Raw genomic sequence first — 16,957 nt, 5'->3', positions numbered from 1 at the left:
CTGTCACCCCCCAAATGCAAGCCCCCCGCGGTTCGGCGTCAGGTGTTGCGCGCCGCCAACGCCATGCCAATCAGGGTCGCCCCGCCGAACATCAGATTGAGGCCGACGAGGAGGCCAATCGCCCATCCCGCGGATTCCGGCAAGCCCGCGATGATGAAGAAGGCGATCACGATGTCCATCAGGCCGGCGATCAGCAGCCACGACCAGCGTCCCGACAATTCGCGGCGGTGCTCCAGCGCGTACATGACGGTGGCGACGCCCTCGGCGACGAAATAGGCGCCGACCACGATGGTCAGCGTCAGCACGCCCTGCATCGGACGGGCGAGCAGCACCATGCCGGCCAGCACGGCGAGCGCGGCCGAAATCAGCGACCACCAGAAGCCCGGCATGTTGCGCGCCCAGAACGTCACGATCAGCCCGCCGATGCCTGAGATCAGGAACATCCAGCCGAGGAAGATGGTGACGGCGAGGCTCGCGAAGGTCGGCACGATCATCGCGGCGATGCCGAGGATCACGAGCAGGATGCCTTCGAACAGGAACGCCTTCCAGTGCGCCTTCACCGCGGCCTGCATTTCCGATCGCAGCTTGTCGAGGTCGTTGGACAGGGTCATCGCGGCTCTCCGGATCTGCGCGTGTGCAGTCTATCCTAACCGGTTATAAATGGTCAGCCCGTCAGTTGCGGCGGCAATAGCTGTGCGCTCATCTTTCCGCATGGCGATTTTCGACCGCCAGAATCCTTGGCACAAGCCTGGCCGCCAGATATCGCGAGGCGCGCGGCGACAGATGCAGGAAGTCGGCCGATACCAGGTCGTTTGCGCTGGTCCCGACCCTGGTCAGACATCCGTCCGCGTTGCACAGTTCGTCATAGAGCGACAGATATTCGATCCCGAGATCGGCGGCGATCTGCCCAACCCTGTCGTCAGCCTGCTTGGTCGATCGCACGTCGCGGCTGCGTTCCGGGATCAACGCATGATGACGCAGGAAATATTGCACCGTCAGATGGGGCACCGTGTCGGTCCAGACCGGGACAGGGCCGACCAGGATGACGCGGACGGCGCCGGCCTGTCTAAGGGCGGCAATCGTCGGGCGGAGATCGTCGGCGGTGGGTTCTCTGCTCCACACCAGGTGCAGGAGCACGACATCGGGGTGCGAGCGGGTAACCGCAGCAACGATGTGGCGGTTGGTTTGAACACAAAACGGAATGGTCTCGGCCTGCGCGGTGAAGAGCGGCGGGCAGGAATTGACGGTGAACTGGGCTAACCCGAATTGATCGCCCTGGACTTGCCGCAGCCCGGCGGCAAGCATGCCGGCGGTCGAATCGCCCCATACGAAAACAAGCGGGCGCTTGCTGGCGTCAACGCAACTCGGATCAAATGCGGGATCGGCGGAAGCGGAGATATGGCATTCGCCGTATCTCAGGAAGTCCCTGGATACGGTCATGGCGCCGGCTTCGCGAACGATCGCCGGAAGCCGAAAGGCAAAGCCGTCGACGATCGCTAACGCTCCCACCGATGCAACGGCCACCATCGATGCCGCAAGGACCGGCGCCACCCGCCACTGCCCGAACCTGATCGGGCGCTCGACGTAGCGATAGGTTGCCCAGGCCAGAATGAAGCTGGCCCCAACGGCCAGCCCGTTCTCGGCCAAAGTCAGGGGACGACCTTTGAAGCTCGCCGCAAAAACCAGGATCGGCCAATGCCAGAGGTAGAGCGGATAGCTGATCAGCCCGATCGCGACCGCGGTACGGGTCGAGAGAAATCGATTGCGACCTGACATGATGAGGGCGGCGGCTGCGGCGACCGGCGCCACCGCTGCGATCCCGGGGTAGGTCATGGAGGGCGAATAGAACGCGGTTACCGCCGCGATCACTGCGAGCGCGGACCATCCGAGAAGGTCGCGTGCCGCGGAGAATCCGCTGGGCAGGCAGACGGCCACCAATGCTCCGGCCGCGAGCTCCCACGCCCGCGTGAACGGCTGGTAGAATGCGGCTTCAGGGTTGGTTCGAACGACCAGGATATTTGCGACAAGCGATGCGATGAAGATCAGGGCAAGGGGGGCGGCGGCGGCGATCCGCCATCGCATCAGCGCCCACAGCAGCAAAGGCCAGACAAGATAGAACTGTTCCTCGATGCCGAGCGACCAGAGATGGAGCAGCGGCTTCGTTTGCGCGGCCGCATCGAAATAGCCACCCTCCGAATAGAACAGCAGGTTTGCCGAGAAACCCGCGCCTGCCGCAATCTCCTTTCCGAGGGCCACCAACTCGCTCGGCATCAGAAGTTGCCATCCGGCGATGACGGCGGCGATCAAGACGACGATCAGAGCGGGAAAAATCCTGCGAATGCGACGCGCATAGAACGTCGCAAGGCTGAAGCTCCCGTTCTGAATGTCGCCATAGATGATCCCGGTGATCAGGTAGCCGGAAATGACGAAGAAGATGTCGACCCCGACGAAACCCCCGGGAACATATTGCGGGAACGCGTGGCCGAGCACGACCAACGAGACGGCAACGGCCCGCAGGCCGTCGATATCCGGCCGATAATTCTTGTAGTTGTGCCCCATCGTCCTCTCGCGCCTGTTCTGTGTCTCTCCCTGAACCCGCCGAGGTTGTTTTGCAAGGGGAGCGGTGCCGGCCGGGGCGCTAGCTTTGACCGGGAGCGGACGGAAAGCCCTCCGAGGCGGTCCGCATCCGGTTGCGGCCGAGGAAGTAGACGGCGGTGGTCGCGATGAGCAGCGCCAGTCCGATCAGGATCGAGGTGAAGCCGATCGGGACCAGGATGAACGACGCATTGCGCTCGGGATTGACGTACCAATGATGCAGCGAGGTGAGCAGGAAGGAGACACCGGCAAAGCCGGCGCCGCCGCCGATCAGCAGCAGCGCCCACATCCGCCGCAACTGGCTGAGCCGCTCGCGCGCAACGTCGGTGCGCGGCGCATGATGCTTGCCGAGGCGTCGCACCAGGCGGATTGCAAAGCCGATCGAGGAGAAGCCGATCAGCACGCTGGCCGAGCCGAGCAGCAGCCGCGTGGTCGAGCCGAGATCGGGGATGCGCTGGAGCGCGAGTAGCGGAAAATCGAACGCCGCGTGCAGCGCGACCGGCGCGACCAGCACCAGCGCCCAATTCGTCATGCGCGCCCAGTCGCGGTGACCCCGGTAAGCGCCGAGCGCGCCGCCGGAGCGCGCGATCGCAAGATAGGCGCCGGCGATGATGCCGAGCGCGCCGTGGAACGGCACCGTGAGCACGCTGCGCAATGCCGCGAGCGCGCGCCACATGTCCTTGTGCTGGACCAGATAGGCGAGGTTCTCATAGGCGGCAAACCCAAGTCCGGCGGCCGCGCCATAGACCACCGTATCCATCGGATCGGCGAAGGCGCGGCGCCGCGTCGAGATGACGACGATGACGAGCACCTTGACGATCTCCTCCGGTGCCGCGACTCCGAAAGCTGCACGCACCGCCTGCGTCGCCCAGGGATTGTCGGGAATGGCGAGCAGCGCATTGAACGGAATTCGCGCCAGGCCGAGCAGCGAGATGCTGGCCGCGCCGAGCACGAAGGCGAGCCACACCTGAACCGGCGGTCCGGGCCGCTCGTCGGCGGCGATGACCAGCCACAACACCAGCAATGCGGGGGCAATGGCGGCGGCGCCGATGACGGTTGGAAGCGACTCAAGCAACAACATGAGCCGGACGGGCCCCTTTAATGGCACCAAAGCGATGCGTGCCGAAGAAATGGCAGCAAGTTCAGCGGATTGCAAATCGGTCTGATGCCGTTCTCGTGACCAATATGCCACGGTGCCTTACGAAAGCGGGTTGGAAAGGTGCCGTTGCGGGCCTTGATCAGCTAAGGGGCCGAGGGCGGCTCCCGGACAGGTTCCTGTCGGGCGCCAGGTCCATGGCGTTCCAGGGGCTTTGGTAGCCCGACGATTCCGGGATCGCGACCTGTGGGTCCGATCAGCTTTCGGCACCGCGTCCCCTTCGTTGGGTTATAATGCCGTGGGCAAGGCGACTGATCCGGTAAAAGCCAGAGATGCTTTCGATTGATTCTGCTGTGATCGTTCTTGCCGTGATCGCGCTGTTTGCGGCGTTTGTAAATGGCGCGCTTGGTTACGGGTTTTCGTCGCTCACGGTGCCGGTCGCACTCGTCTTCTACACCAACCGCGTCCTCAATCCCGCGGTGGTCATCGTCGAAGTCTTCGTCAATCTGTATGTCCTGTGCATCAACCTGAGCGGCGTTCCGGCCGTGTGGCGGCGCGTGCTGCCTATTCTCATCGGCATGCTGCCCGGCATCGCGGTCGGAGCCTTTGCGCTGACGTCGCTTCAGCCCGGCTGGACCAAGTTCGCCACCTACTCGATCATTCTGCCGCTCATTCTGCTGCAGGCGGCCGGTTGGCGGAGGCCGATCCAGTCGAAATGGCTGGTCGGTTTGCCTTTCGGAACGATGCTCGGGATCTTGTACTCGGTCACGACCATTTCGGGCCCGCCGCTGGCGATCCTCTTCAACAATCAGGGCCTCGTCAAAGATGAATTTCGGGCCGGTCTCGCACTGGTTCGGGTGACGGAGTCCAGCCTGACTGCAATCGCGTACTACAAGCTCGGTCTGTTCATCGACGAGAGCCGGAGCCTCTTGTTCGTGCTCGTTCCCTGCGTTGTCCTCGGCATACCGCTCGGTGCCTGGCTGATCCGGCGGCTGGACGCCGAGACGTTTCGCCGGATCTGCATGAGCTTTGACGCGTGGGTCGTGGGATTCGGCCTGTCGCGCGTATTGATCGAAGTGAAGCTGATGGAAAGCCCGTGGGCCTACAGCGTCATGGCCGGCACGATCCTGATCGACATCTGCTTGCTGTACGTCTTCTTCACCGCGAGGAGAAGCACCGTGCAGGACTCGCACGCGTTGGCTTCGCTGAAGTCGGGCAACCGGGGCGGCCCGACCTGAAGGTGCTCTAACCTGCGAGCAGGCGCCGGCAGGTTTCGACAAACACCTCGGCGCCCGTGACGATATCGGCGTCGTCAGTGTTCTCGCTCCAGTGATGGCTGATGCCGCCGATCGACGGCACGAACAGCATCGCCGCCGGCATGATGGTGGCGAGGACCTGGGCGTCATGGCCGGCGCCGCTCGGCATGCGGATCGATTTGCCGCCGGCGCAAGTTGCGCTCGCGGCTTCGATCGCATCCTGGAATGCAGGCGTCATCATCGCGGGCACCCCGGTGCGGATGCGCTCAACCTTCACGCCGCAACGGCCCTGAGCGGTGGCCTCGGCCGCCAGGCGATGCAGCTGCTCCTCGAGACGTGCGATCACCTCGGGATTGTCGTCACGAATCTGGAATAGCATCTCGGCGCCGCCTGGAATGATGCTCGGTGCGCCTGGGTCGAGCGTGATGCGGCCGGTGGTCCACACCGTGCGCGGTCCCGACAGGGCAGGGAAGCTGTCGTCGATCGCGACGCAGAACCGCGCCAGCGCAAGGCCGGCGTCCCTGCGCACCGCCATCCGCGTGGTGCCGGCGTGGTTCTGCTCGCCGTTGAACGTGATGCGATACTGCCAGATGCCGACGATCGAGGTGACGACGCCGATCTTGAGCCCGCTGCTTTCCAGCGTGTCGCCTTGCTCGATATGCGCTTCGAGATAGCCGATATGGCGGCCGGCCTCGGCATTGAGGCGCGGGCGGCCGGCGAAGCCTGCGTCGCGCAATGCATCGCGCATGGTGCGATCGCTGGAGCGGTCGCGGGCTGCGTCGATGTCGCCTTCGGTCACCGCGCCGACAAACGACCGGCTACCGAGGAAACTGCCGAAATGTCCTTCCTCGTCGCACCACGCGGCGACCTCGACCGCGCCGTTCGCGTCCGGATCGGTGTTGATGACGCGCGCCGCCTCGAGCGCGTAGATCACGCCGAGCGGCCCATCGAGCCAGCCCGCATGGTTCTGGCTCTCCAGATGCGAGCCGGCGAGCAGCTTTGGCCCCGCCTTCGCGCTGGAGCCGAGCACATTGCCGATGCCGTCGATCGTTGCGGTGAGATCGGCGTCGGGCAAACGCGTCGCGAGCCAGTCGAGCGAGCGCAGATGCGGTTCCGAGAATGTCGGCTTGTGCACGCCGGTCTTGTAGGCGCCGATCGCGCGCAGCGCGTTGAGATCGGCGAGCACGCGCTTGCCGTCGAAGCGACCGTTGATGCCTGGCATGATTGGACTCCGGATTGCCGTCTTGATTTTACGTCTTGATGTGCGCCTTGGCGCCTCAATCCCGTCTTGATGCCGACGCGGTTGGATGCGACGGAACAATCAGGGCAAACGATTTCTTAGCGGTTCTGCTCTTAGGTCGCAGTACGAATAGCGTGAGAGTGTGATCATGTCTGCATTCCGGAACTGGGCTCGCAAGGCCGCTGTGCTGTTTCTTCCGATCGCTGTCGGCGCCTGCGCGCAGGTCTCGCAGCAATACAGCATGACCACGCCCCCGCCGGGGACAGGTCCGCTGGCCTGGGACGGTGCTGGACAGGACCCCAATCTCCCGCAGCCGCGGCGCCATGCGCGGAATGCGTCGCCCGCGGTGGCGGAGACATCGCCTGCGCAACTGTCGGAAGCGGATGCCGACGACCGGCTGGCGCGCAAGCTCGTGATCTGCAGCACCTGCATCAAGCGGACGCCTGTGGCGGCGCAGCCGAATAATCGTCAGGACGTCGCCAGCAATCACTAGCGGCTGGCGCTGAGCGCTGTTGCTGGACATCGAGCCGGCTCGCAGGCCTTAGTTAGGCCACGATGTCGGTCGATGCGCAGGCCCATGTCGATCCGAAGATTCATTGTTCCCGTCGTCGTCGTCGCGCTTGCCGCCGCAATCCTGATTCACGTCGGGGGCTCGCGGGCGCATGCGCATGTGCCGACGCATTGCGGCTTCTGGACCTCGATCGAGGCCGGATTGTCCTGCAGGTGATGTCCTTCCGGTGATCCCAGCGGCAACCCGGGAAAAGCGTTCTGAACGCTTGCCCGCCCGGCCAATCGCCACTATACGTTCGCCGGTCGCGGCTTGAGGGCTGTGGCCAGTCCGGCGCATCTCACGTCTAACGTATTGATTTGCCGGGAGTTTTGCTCCCTTCGTCTATCGGTTAGGACGCCACCCTTTCACGGTGGAGAGAGCGGTTCGATTCCGCTAGGGAGCGCCATCACGGCCAAAGTGAACACTCCACAAGATCAGACATTTAAGCGTCCAGATTGACATTTTCGGCGCATCACCCGGTCGATCTCGCGACGACAGTTCTATCAGCAACTTCGGGAAGTGATCCCCAAGCGCGAGCGATCGCCGCGCTTGGGGCCGGAACGGTCCAGGGTGAACTGGCGCTGGTCTTTGCTCTGCCGTCAGACCGGCAATTGCCGCAACTGCTTCTTGATTGGGGCTTACAAGATTGGCGCTGCTCGGAGCATGACGTCAGGGCAGACCGATGACTTTTTCGGGCTGCTGCGCGACTGTGCGAATTGCTGGATCAATTTCGCCTGGAAATAATCCAAACGACGATCGGCCAGCTCGGCTCATTTCGTAATGCCAATTGGTAAATTGGATTGGCCGGGTCGTCCGGGATGGGTTTCATCCGAAGCGGGGATGCCATCAAGCCGATCACCTCGCGGTTGCCCCATTCTCCACAAGACCGAGTCCTTTCGATCCGGATATCGCGAGGCACGTTTTTTCGTTTCCGTCATACTCTGATAGAGCGCGATGCAGCGCTTTGTACATCGCGAGGCGCGTGATCTACCACGTCTTTGGACCAGGCGCGTCGAGAGCGTGTTCGTAAAGTTGCCGAATGGTGGTTGGCGAGAGACCGTCCATTGTTTTTCCTTTGAAGGTGGCACACTACCGTATTGCAAATATCGAACTGAGCCCCAGCAAATGGAAAGTTCGGTGCCAGGACCGCTTTCTTGATGAGCGACGATGTGAGTATCGCGCGAACGCTGGCGGGCATTTACGGCAACGACGACACCGCAGCACTTGGCAGCAGCCAGGCAGCCGCGCGCTCCGCTTGGTACAAACCATGCTGCAGATCAGCCAAGTCAGCCAGGATGTCACTCGCGGAGTCCTAACCGACTTTGAAACCCGGATTTGCAACGGCGCTTCCGCAATGGACGCGCTCAAGACTGCAGGCCCGAACGCGCTCGGCAAGATTGCCGACAAACTTGCGCAGATGGCCGCCCACAATCTGTGCACGTCGGCGCTCGGTGCTTCGGCTGGTGACGACTTGCTGAGGTTCCTGGGCATTGGGAGCCGCCTGGAGCAGCGAGCACGATCACAGTCAGGGGGGCGCTTTGCCGTGCCGCGCTGGCAGATGTAGATGTGAACAATCCCGAGATCGCTGCAATCTGCCCTTCTTTGGCAACCCTTTGTAAAGCCAACGGCGATACGGCTGGGCTCGGGATCATGTGATGGCTTCAGGGACCAAGAAGCGCGAAACGCGCAAATCGCTGCGGCAATCCGGCTGGATCACGCTCGACGGCGGATTCGCCGCGCGGCCCTGCGTGGTCGAGGACATGTCCTCGTCGGGCGCCAAGATCACGGTCGAGGACAACAACACGCTGCCGGCAAAGCTGCGGCTGGCGTTCTCGCGCGACGCCCGCACCGGGCGCGCCTGCGAAGTGGTGTGGCGCGAGGGCAGGACGTTCGGCGTCAAGTTCGTGCGGTAGAGCACGATCCGAAAAAGTGGATCCGGTTTTCCGAACAGATCATGCTCAAGAAAAGAGCTAGCTCATGCTGCGATCCTTCCCGATCGCATCATGAGCTAGCCTCGTCCGGTGGCGTGGGATAAAAGGCCGGATGCGCAAGACCTGCATTGCCATCATCGCCGTCCTGCTTCCCGCCGCCGCGTTCGCGCAGCAGGGCGACCGCCGCAATTTCCAGACGCCCACCGACGCCGGCAAAACCTTGCCGTCGAAATCCGCGACGCGGAGCAATCCATGCGCGTCGTACGGACCCGGCTTCGTCAAGGTGGAGGGCTCCGACACCTGCGTGAAGCTCGGTGGCGCCGTCAGCGTCGGTGGCGGGATGTCCAGCGGCGGGCGTTGAGCGGCTTGCCGCCCGCGCTCACGACATCGGCGGCGCGATGAACCGCACGAAGGCCGGCCGCCCCGCGATCTCACCGAACCAGCGTTCGAGATGCGGCAGCTTCGGCTTGGTGACGCCCTCGACGCCGAGCCAGCGCCGCGCAAAGGCGCCGAGCGCGACGTCGGCGATCGTGAACTGATCGCCCTCGATGAAGCGGCGCCTTGCAAGCTGCGCCTCGACGACGCGCCACGCCACGCCCTCGGCATCGGCGTCCTTCTGGATCTGGACCATGTCGCGCTTCTCCGGAGGCGTGCGCACCAGGCCCCAGAACACCGGCCGGTCGACCGGCTGCAGCGTCGACAGCGTCCAGTCGAGCCAGCGGTCGACGGCGGCGCGCGCTGTCGGCGCTTGCGGATAGAGCGGCGCGCCATGACCATAGGCCATGCAGAGATAGCGCATCACCGAATTGGATTCCCACAGCACAAAGTCACCGTCGACCAGCGTCGGGACGCGGCCATTCGGATTCATCGCGAGATAGTCGGGCTGATCGTTCTTGCCGAACTGCATGCCGGCATCGATGCGCTGATAGGGGAGGTCGAGCTCGGCGAGACACCAGAGCACCTTCTGCACGTTGACCGAGTTGGCCCGACCCCAGATCGTCAGTTGCGGCTTGCTGTCCATCACGCGTTTCTTCCCGCTGTTGTGCTTTGCGCGCGTTCATAGCTGAAGCGTCGGAGAAAAGCGCGGGGTGAATTGTACCGAGAGCAAAAAAAGAGGCTCCGCCGCATAGCGGCAGAGCCTCGCTGATCGCTATGCATCAAGACGCCGTCAGTGACCGAACAACAACCACAACACGATGATCACCGGGATCGGCACACCCAACAGCCAAAGCAAAATTCCTCTTCCCATCGTTGTCTCCTCGCATGCTTGTGAGGGAGCAACGTCAACGATCGTGTCGCGTTCCTCGTGATCGCTCGGCGCTTCAGCAAGGGCGAAACGCCGACAGGAACGTAGGTGCGGGCGCGGTGTTTACCAATGGCCGGTGTTCGGCATCGATGCCCACGGCTCGGCCGGGGCTTTCGGCTCGCCCTTTTGCAGGATCTCGATCGAGTGCAGGTCGGGCGAACGCACGAACGCCATGTTGCCGTCGCGCGGCGGACGATTGATGGTGACGCCCATCTTCATCAGCTTCGCGCAGGTCGCGTAGATGTCGTCGACCTCGTAGGCGAGATGGCCGAAATGGCGGTCCTCGCCGTATTTCTCCTCATCCCAATTGTAGGTCAGCTCGACCAGCGGAGCACCGCGGGTCTGCGGCAGGGACTTGAGCAGATGGAGGTCTTCCTCCGCGCAGAGAAACACCAGCGTGAAGCGGCCCTTCTCATTGTCGATGCGGCGCACTTCCTTCAGCCCCAGCGCGTCCTGATAGAATTTCATCGCGACATCGAGATTGCGGACGCGCAGCATGGTGTGCAGATAGCGCATTTTCTTATCCTCCTGCAGATTCAGAGATTTTGTTTGGGCTCGGGCGAGACGGGGCAAGGAATAGCAGCAAAACGCGACGCGGGGCAGGGGTTTGCGCGAGTTTTGCCGATCGCATTTCGCCTTTGCATGCTCACGCCTTCGCGAGCGCTGGCTCCCGTTGCGCCGCGCGATCGCGCAGCCAGGTATGGAAGGGACGTGCCGCGACACGCTTGCGCGGCAGCGGATCCAAGCAAGCCCCGCCCAGCAAAATTTCTGGGACGGGGCTTGTGGTCGAGCCTTGGAGGCGCGGCCTCTATCGCACCGATTGGCGATCACGGCCAATCAAGGACGCGCGAGGTTGGACGGCCTTTAAAGCGCAAAACCCCGCGAGTGGGCTCGCGAGGTTGATGCCGACCGGCCTTGGGGAGATCGTGCCGGCAACCGGGCATACAATGTCGCTGCGCGCGGAAGGTTCCTGGGTCCGGAAAATAGAAAGCCCCGCAGGCTGGATGCGGGGCTTTCCCAGCTGACGGACTGGGGATCTCTCAGGGCGTGAGCCGTCAACTGTTGGGCACCAAACTTAAGGTTGAATTTGTAAAATGCAACAGCGCCGCGTAGACGGAGTATGTTCGTCCCACAGCGCTGCGCCGGATGCTGGGCCCTGAAATCCCCCAGCGCCCCTTATGTCTTCGCGCCGCGCGAAAGGTTCAAAAGAAAGACCCCGCGAGGGGGATTGGCGGGATCTTTCAAAGCCGACAGGGAGGTGAACTGTCGGCACCACGCGTGATGTGCCGTTGCGCTGTTCAACGCGGTTCCGGCCGGCTGGGGTCCGCTGGCTGGCCGATCGGCGTCCGGAACGTCCGGGTTTCCAATCGGGCTGCGCCTCGTATTCATCGACCCGCTCGACGCGATAGCCGGCAGGCAGGATCTGGCCACCCAGTTCGTCTGCGACCGGAACATCCTCGACAAGGCCGTCGATCAGCGCCGCCTCCCAAACTTCCATTTCCGTCGCGAACGATCTTCCGAGCTGCGTCTTGCCGCGGAACAGGGCGTACATGGGCGCCTCCACAAAACAAAACCCCGCCAGTTACCGAAGTAAGCTGACGGGGCTTGTTGAGCTGATATTTCCGGTGGATTTCTCCCTCGTTGTACCGCTCGCCAAGCTAACGGCGGAACGAGAGACTCGTTCCTTCCTTTTTTTGATGGTCGCGTCTTTTTTTAAGGTCGTTTTTTAAGGTCGCAGCTTCCCGGACGTTCGGTCGTGGGAACCTACTTTTTGGCGTCGTCCCTTTTTGCCGCGCCCTTTGCCGTGTTCTTCATCTCGGATTTGTTGGCCCGCTTCACATCCATCCCCGTGGTGTCCATCGCGCCGCTCTGAGTGGCTCCATTGGTGTTTTCAGGCCGTTCCATGCCGCTCTGCGGCGCTGGACCAATATCCTGGGCAAAGGCCGTGCCGCATATCAGGGTGAAGACGGTGACCGCGATCAGCTTGCACATGGGTGCCTCCTGGCGTCACCAGGATGACCCGTGCGCAGTCGAGAGGTTCCTGTCGGCTGCTGCCGCTCTCACACCTTGATGTCGAGGATGGTCTCGACCGCTTCACGGTCGGCCTGGTTCTTCGCGGCGAAGACGTCCAGCACATCCTCATTGATGATGCGCGGCTGCTCCTTCGCCGTCTGGTCGACGACGAGCTGCACTCTGGCTTGCGTCACTTCGACAGGTACGGGGTATACGAGCATGGCTCTCTCCCTCCGGAGGATCGAACCTTGTCAGGGCTTTCTTAACGATTTGTAAGCGCCCGGGGAGCTGCCTTTTTGCCTCGATTCGGACGGGGCGGACGGTATCGGCCCGCTCGCATGCCGGCCGGGTTGGAGCCATACTGCGGGCCGTCAGGACCGGGCGGCGCGATCGATGAAGAACGGGCTCTATTCGATCCACATCCACATGACCGACGGCGTGAAGGGCCGCGACAGCGGCATCCTGATCCTGCGCGACGGTCTCTTGATCGGCGGCGGGCCGTATTTCTGGTCGATCGGGGCTTACACGGCCGGCGAGGGGACCTGGAAGGGACATCTCAGCACCAACCAGCATTCGCCCTTCGCGGACCCGTTCACCCGTCCGCTGTTCGCCGGACAGGAGGTGACGAGCGGGTTCTCCGGCACATTCAGCGGCGACGAGGCTGAGGTGTTCGGGACCGTGCTGGTTGGAACCCGCAGCCTGGGTTTCCGGGCCACCCTGAAATGGCTCGCCGACGCCTGAATGCGCGCACGCGGCGCGAGGCTGTGGATGGGCGTGCAGCAAGAACTGTATTTTGTTGGATAATTGGGCCCGCTGGCGTTGTGAATTTGCTGCGGACAAGCGGGGGATATCGTTGTGAATCACGCTGCGACGGCTGATCGGAACTTCCCGGACGAGGCGTTACCCAGCCACCGCTAACCCTACGTGGTTAGGTTAAGAGCAGCATCGTGTTGTCACCACCTGCGATTGCGATTGGGATGGCTGCGGGTGACAGCCATGATGCCATCTTTCCACAGTGCTGATCGACCGACCCACCGGCGCGTGATGGTGGTGGGGCTGCTGTTCTGCTCGGCTTTTGTCGTGATGAGCTTCTGGCTGCGGCAGCAGCCGGAGAGCGGCAAAGTGCTAGTGAAGTCGGACCGGCTGGTCCGGACCGCGGGAGAGGCCCGGAAGGCAAACTGAACACGGCAAGCCGGGGGAGCGGCAAGCCGAGACGCGCCGCCGGCGCTCAGTCCGGCAGCTTCCCGTTCGGATGCTTGTGATACATCGCGATGCCGATGAAGCCGGCAAAGCCCATCACGTTAAGCAGCAGTTCCATCCATGCCGGCATTGATGCCAACCTCGTTCACCGCCAAGCTAATCTCTGAGGTTGTATTTTTGTTCCAGCGCTGACCGATGGTAGCTTTGCGCTATCGCATGGCTGGCGCGTTTTCGAGCGATTCGATCGGAACGGAAAACGCTCGAGGGAACCGGAACTGCGTTTGCGGCAACCATCGCACAGCGGCACCGGCAATAGACATAAGCCCGGAACAAACCGCTCGGGGCTTTCTCACTTGCGCCTCATGGCGCCCGGACCATGAACGCGGTCGCCTGGCAGGGCATCGAGCGGTCTTGCGTTAAGCGGTCTTGCGTTGAAATCCACTCCAGGCATTGCCGAGCGTGTTGTCGTAATATTCTTGGCGATCGCGCTCGAACTTCTGCTGCGTCGCCCTGAAGCTGGCAATGCGTGCGACGATCTCCTCGCGCTCGCGCGCGACGCGGTCTTCCTGATCGGTCATGCCCATCCTCCTGGCCGTGGTCCTGTCCCGGGCGCATTGGCGTCGGCGAATTGGGCGTCAATGCGGAGCAGCCAGTGCAGGAATGTGATGATGCTGAGGCGCTGGAAGAGCGACCAAGCGGAGGCGCCGACGCAGCTGATCGCAAGCCGATCGATCAAGGCACGCCGCTCGCAGCCGATCGCTCGCGCAACGGTTGAGCTCGCAATCGGTCTGGCCGTGCTATAGTCGCTGCGGCCAACCGGATTGTTTTCAGTGATCGCAAAAGACTTGCGCAGCGGCGTGGAGCAGCTCGGCAACATGATTGCGGAGGCGTCGTCCATCGTGCCCTTCACCGGGGCGGGCATCTCCACCGAGTGCGGCATTCCCGATTTCCGCTCGCCCGGCGGGCTGTGGACCCGCAACCGACCGATTCCGTTCGACGAGTTCGTCGGCAGCCAGGACGCGCGCGACGAGTCCTGGCGGCGCCGCTTTGCGATGGAACAGACGTTCGCGGCGGCCAAACCCGGTCGCGGGCATCGCGCGCTTGCGTCGCTTTACCGGGCCGGCAAGGTTCCCGGCATCATCACGCAAAACATCGACAACCTGCATCAGGCGTCGGGCTTCAAGGCCGACGACGTGATCGAGCTGCACGGCAACACGACCTATGGCCGCTGCATCGGCTGCGGCAAGGACTACGAGCTGTTGTGGGTGAAGCAGCAGTTCGACAAGGCGGGCAGCGCGCCCGATTGCGCGGACTGCGGCGATCCGGTGAAGACCGCGACGATCTCGTTCGGGCAATCGATGCCCGAGGATGCGATGCGCCGCGCGGCGGAACTCTCCCGGCACTGCGACCTGTTTCTGGCGATCGGCTCATCGCTTGTGGTGTGGCCCGCCGCGGGCTTTCCGATGATGGCGAAGGAGAGCGGCGCGCGGCTCGTGATCATCAACGACGAGCCGACCGATCAGGACGACATCGCCGATCTGGTGATCCGCCACGACATCGGCGACACGCTTGGTCCTTTCGTAGGCAATTGATGCCCGATTGATTCGCGACTGTGCAAGCCTGTTCATAGTTCCCGCAAGAATCGTTTTTTAGCTATGCCCCGCAAGCGGGAGTGTTATCTTTTGGTTGAGAGATTCGCGCCGCGTCCAAATCAGTCCGAGTGAGTTGGTCATGGAGAGCAGCGTGTACAGGGTGCGCCGCAACGACGGCGATCTGCATTTGATGTGTGGGGTCCGGGGTCATGGGGTCGGACGGATTTGAGTCCAAGAAGCTCGGCGGACCGCCGATGGGCGGAGTTGGGCAAAGCAGGATTGGTCAAGGCGAGTATGGAAGCGCGCCACGCGATCCGGCGATGGATGCCTTCTCAGGCCTCGGTGACACAGCGGCAAACCTCGTCGAAGTTTCCGGCGTCATCAAATGGTTCGACGCCTCGAAGGGATACGGCTTCATCGTCCCCGACAATGGCTGGCCCGACATCCTGTTGCACGTGACCGTGCTGCGGCGCGACGGCTATCAGACCGCCTATGAGGGCGCGCGGCTGGTCGTCGAATGCGTGCAGCGCGCGAAGGGCTACCAGGCTTTCCGCATCGTCTCGATGGACGAATCGACGGCAATCCATCCGGCGCAGATGCTGCCGCCGCGCACCCATGTCACGGTGACCGCGACCAGCGGGCTCGAGCGCGCGCAGGTCAAGTGGTTCAACCGGCTGCGCGGCTTCGGCTTCGTGACCTGCGGCGAGGGCACGCCCGACATCTTCGTGCATATGGAGACGCTGCGCCGCTTCGGCATGACCGAACTGCGCCCCGGCCAATATGTGCTGGTGCGGTTTGGGCCCGGCTCCAAGGGCATGATGGCCGCCGAGATCCACCCGGAGACCGGTCCGTCGGCGCTGTCGTCGCACTGATCCGACTTCAATACGCCCTGACGGAAACGTGAGCCGCCGGCGAGCCGTCTCGGCTCTGGCATTTGCCGCAATCGTCGGGTTAGGGTCCGCCGGAAAATCTTCCCCGGTGTGAGTATTTGTCGATGAATTTCGTTCGCATTGTTGGGCGCCATCGTTCGTGGCTGATGGCCTGCCTCGTGATCATGTTCGGGGCGCTGCTGGCTCCGGCCGCGCAGGCCGCCAGCGTCCAGCCGCTCGAGATCGTCACCAAATCGGGCGTGCACGTCTTCTCGGTCGAAATGGCAACCACCGAGCAGGAGAAGGAGACTGGCCTGATGTACCGGAAGGAACTCGCGGACGGCAAAGGCATGCTGTTCGACTTCTCGCCGGAGCAGGAAGTGTCGATGTGGATGAAGAACACCTACATCTCGCTCGACATGATCTTCATCCGCGCTGACGGGCGCATCCTGCGGATCGCGGAAAACACCGAGCCGCTCTCGACCAGGATCATTCCGTCGCGCGGGCTCGCCAAGGGCGTGCTCGAGGTGATTGCCGGGACCGCGCAGAAATACGGGATCCAGCCCGGCGACCGGGTTGCCCATCCGCTGTTCGGCGGCCGTTAGCATCCGGTTTTGACGCGATTTCCGGACGGAAAGAGGTGCCCGGATTCGCCGCGCGAAGCCCCCATCCGTGCCTTGCTGGCGCTGGCTGAAGCGTGTATCCACGGGGCTTCTCGGAAATGTCGGGGTATAGCGCAGCCTGGTAGCGCGGCAGTTTTGGGTACTGCAGGTCGTTGGTTCGAATCCAGCTGCCCCGACCATCCAAGTCAAAGACTTAACAGCGACGCTCCGTCGGTAGATGAGGCGGACGCGATGTTTGTAACCGGCGCGTGCTCGGCATTCGCGCCTGACCTGGTCCACAAATCGCGGTCAGTTGGCACCCTGAAATAGCAAGCGCGGGACCGAAGCCCCCGCGCTCCACTGCTCGCAACTTCGGCCGCCCGGGCGCTGACCAGATCAACGGGCCGGCGGGTTGTAGCGATCCAGGATCACGGTTCTCGAGCCACTCTCCGGCGGTCGCGAGATGGGGTCGTCGAATTTGTGATAGCGGTCGAACTGCTGCTGCTCATCGCGCAGATGTGGCGCTTCGGCGGACGAGTAGGCTCTATTTGCACCGTTCCAGTGATCAAATCCCGACACGACGCAACCCCGTCTTGGTTCAGATGCAGGTTGGTTAGCATCGTTGTGGGGGTATCTCTGTATCGGCGTGGCAACACCACCAGCAATCCGCACGACATGAGCACACGTATTGTTTCCGTGGCTCTCTG

At 62.9% G+C, this 16,957-nt stretch carries 21 protein-coding genes and 2 tRNA genes; 13 read left to right on the top strand and 10 right to left on the bottom strand.

The features are described from left to right. Window positions 1-38: 38 nt before the first annotated feature. From QA635_RS23185 to QA635_RS23175, 3 genes are all read right to left on the bottom strand, one after another. Entirely contained in the window at window positions 39-611 is a 573-nt protein-coding gene (locus QA635_RS23185; protein ID WP_092083436.1) for an HdeD family acid-resistance protein, read from the bottom strand. An 88-nt stretch (window positions 612-699) separates the two neighbouring features. Beyond that, on the bottom strand, window positions 700-2,490 hold the full coding sequence (locus QA635_RS23180) for an acyltransferase family protein (RefSeq protein WP_283071767.1): 1,791 nt from the start codon (window positions 2,488-2,490) through the stop codon (window positions 700-702). Window positions 2,491-2,638: 148 nt separating this feature from the next. Then, a complete protein-coding gene (locus QA635_RS23175; protein WP_028342108.1) occupies window positions 2,639-3,676 on the bottom strand; it encodes a PrsW family glutamic-type intramembrane protease in 1,038 nt (345 codons plus the stop codon). Window positions 3,677-4,044: 368 nt separating this feature from the next. On the opposite strand from QA635_RS23175, the gene QA635_RS23170 reads away from it, so the two are divergent. Next, window positions 4,045-4,929, top strand: coding sequence for a sulfite exporter TauE/SafE family protein (locus QA635_RS23170; RefSeq protein WP_283061638.1), 885 nt, complete (start codon window positions 4,045-4,047; stop codon window positions 4,927-4,929). A 7-nt stretch (window positions 4,930-4,936) separates the two neighbouring features. Here the strand turns inward: QA635_RS23170 and QA635_RS23165 are convergent, their stop codons facing one another. Then, window positions 4,937-6,169 (bottom strand): Zn-dependent hydrolase, encoded by a 1,233-nt coding sequence (locus tag QA635_RS23165; RefSeq protein ID WP_283061637.1) that lies wholly within the window; start codon window positions 6,167-6,169, stop codon window positions 4,937-4,939. A 166-nt stretch (window positions 6,170-6,335) separates the two neighbouring features. Here QA635_RS23165 and QA635_RS23160 point away from each other — a divergent pair, with 166 nt between their 5' ends. The 6 genes from QA635_RS23160 to QA635_RS23135 all read left to right on the top strand — a co-directional run bounded on the left by QA635_RS23160 (window position 6,336) and on the right by QA635_RS23135 (window position 9,029). Next, complete coding sequence (locus QA635_RS23160) at window positions 6,336-6,680, top strand: hypothetical protein (RefSeq protein ID WP_156436340.1); 345 nt, start codon at window positions 6,336-6,338, stop codon at window positions 6,678-6,680. 84 nt (window positions 6,681-6,764) lie between these two features. After that, entirely contained in the window at window positions 6,765-6,914 is a 150-nt protein-coding gene (locus QA635_RS23155) for a hypothetical protein (RefSeq protein ID WP_016844593.1), read from the top strand. A 154-nt stretch (window positions 6,915-7,068) separates the two neighbouring features. Further along, window positions 7,069-7,143: transfer RNA gene (locus tag QA635_RS23150), tRNA-Glu, on the top strand. 861 nt (window positions 7,144-8,004) lie between these two features. After that, a complete protein-coding gene (locus QA635_RS23145) occupies window positions 8,005-8,301 on the top strand; it encodes a hypothetical protein (protein WP_283061633.1) in 297 nt (98 codons plus the stop codon). Window positions 8,302-8,392: 91 nt separating this feature from the next. Next, window positions 8,393-8,650 (top strand): PilZ domain-containing protein, encoded by a 258-nt coding sequence (locus tag QA635_RS23140; RefSeq protein WP_283061632.1) that lies wholly within the window; start codon window positions 8,393-8,395, stop codon window positions 8,648-8,650. Between the two features lie 130 nt (window positions 8,651-8,780). Further along, on the top strand, window positions 8,781-9,029 hold the full coding sequence (locus tag QA635_RS23135) for a hypothetical protein (RefSeq protein WP_092083430.1): 249 nt from the start codon (window positions 8,781-8,783) through the stop codon (window positions 9,027-9,029). 18 nt (window positions 9,030-9,047) lie between these two features. Here the strand turns inward: QA635_RS23135 and QA635_RS23130 are convergent, their stop codons facing one another. From QA635_RS23130 to QA635_RS23110, 5 genes are all read right to left on the bottom strand, one after another. Further along, on the bottom strand, window positions 9,048-9,689 hold the full coding sequence (locus QA635_RS23130) for a glutathione S-transferase family protein (protein WP_283071766.1): 642 nt from the start codon (window positions 9,687-9,689) through the stop codon (window positions 9,048-9,050). Between the two features lie 348 nt (window positions 9,690-10,037). Beyond that, window positions 10,038-10,490 (bottom strand): VOC family protein, encoded by a 453-nt coding sequence (locus QA635_RS23125; protein ID WP_283061631.1) that lies wholly within the window; start codon window positions 10,488-10,490, stop codon window positions 10,038-10,040. Between the two features lie 559 nt (window positions 10,491-11,049). Beyond that, window positions 11,050-11,526, bottom strand: coding sequence for a hypothetical protein (locus QA635_RS23120; protein WP_283061630.1), 477 nt, complete (start codon window positions 11,524-11,526; stop codon window positions 11,050-11,052). Window positions 11,527-11,738: 212 nt separating this feature from the next. Further along, window positions 11,739-11,966 carry a hypothetical protein gene (locus tag QA635_RS23115; RefSeq protein ID WP_283061629.1) on the bottom strand — a complete coding sequence of 76 codons (228 nt, stop codon included), beginning with the start codon at window positions 11,964-11,966 and terminating at the stop codon, window positions 11,739-11,741. Between the two features lie 68 nt (window positions 11,967-12,034). Next, window positions 12,035-12,208: a hypothetical protein gene (locus QA635_RS23110; protein ID WP_018271496.1), complete on the bottom strand. Its 174-nt coding sequence runs from the start codon at window positions 12,206-12,208 to the stop codon at window positions 12,035-12,037. A gap of 172 nt (window positions 12,209-12,380) precedes the next feature. Here QA635_RS23110 and QA635_RS23105 point away from each other — a divergent pair, with 172 nt between their 5' ends. After that, entirely contained in the window at window positions 12,381-12,728 is a 348-nt protein-coding gene (locus QA635_RS23105; protein ID WP_168858947.1) for a GrlR family regulatory protein, read from the top strand. 255 nt (window positions 12,729-12,983) lie between these two features. Continuing rightward, entirely contained in the window at window positions 12,984-13,169 is a 186-nt protein-coding gene (locus QA635_RS23100) for a hypothetical protein (RefSeq protein ID WP_283061627.1), read from the top strand. A 434-nt stretch (window positions 13,170-13,603) separates the two neighbouring features. Here QA635_RS23100 and QA635_RS23095 read toward each other — a convergent pair whose 3' ends face one another. Further along, on the bottom strand, window positions 13,604-13,765 hold the full coding sequence (locus QA635_RS23095) for a hypothetical protein (protein WP_229189477.1): 162 nt from the start codon (window positions 13,763-13,765) through the stop codon (window positions 13,604-13,606). Window positions 13,766-14,017: 252 nt separating this feature from the next. On the opposite strand from QA635_RS23095, the gene QA635_RS23090 reads away from it, so the two are divergent. From QA635_RS23090 to QA635_RS23075, 4 genes are all read left to right on the top strand, one after another. Next, window positions 14,018-14,779: an SIR2 family NAD-dependent protein deacylase gene (locus QA635_RS23090; protein WP_283061625.1), complete on the top strand. Its 762-nt coding sequence runs from the start codon at window positions 14,018-14,020 to the stop codon at window positions 14,777-14,779. A 209-nt stretch (window positions 14,780-14,988) separates the two neighbouring features. Further along, window positions 14,989-15,651: a cold-shock protein gene (locus QA635_RS23085; protein WP_028332158.1), complete on the top strand. Its 663-nt coding sequence runs from the start codon at window positions 14,989-14,991 to the stop codon at window positions 15,649-15,651. 122 nt (window positions 15,652-15,773) lie between these two features. Next, window positions 15,774-16,253, top strand: coding sequence for a DUF192 domain-containing protein (locus QA635_RS23080; protein WP_057018558.1), 480 nt, complete (start codon window positions 15,774-15,776; stop codon window positions 16,251-16,253). A gap of 120 nt (window positions 16,254-16,373) precedes the next feature. Beyond that, a tRNA-Pro gene (locus tag QA635_RS23075) sits at window positions 16,374-16,450 on the top strand. Window positions 16,451-16,957: the final 507 nt, after the last annotated feature.

Source organism: Bradyrhizobium brasilense (genome assembly GCF_029714345.1).
In the GTDB taxonomy this organism is placed as follows: domain Bacteria; phylum Pseudomonadota; class Alphaproteobacteria; order Rhizobiales; family Xanthobacteraceae; genus Bradyrhizobium; species Bradyrhizobium australafricanum.
Note: the sequence above shows the minus strand (reverse complement) of the source record. Positions and strands in the feature narration are given on the sequence as shown.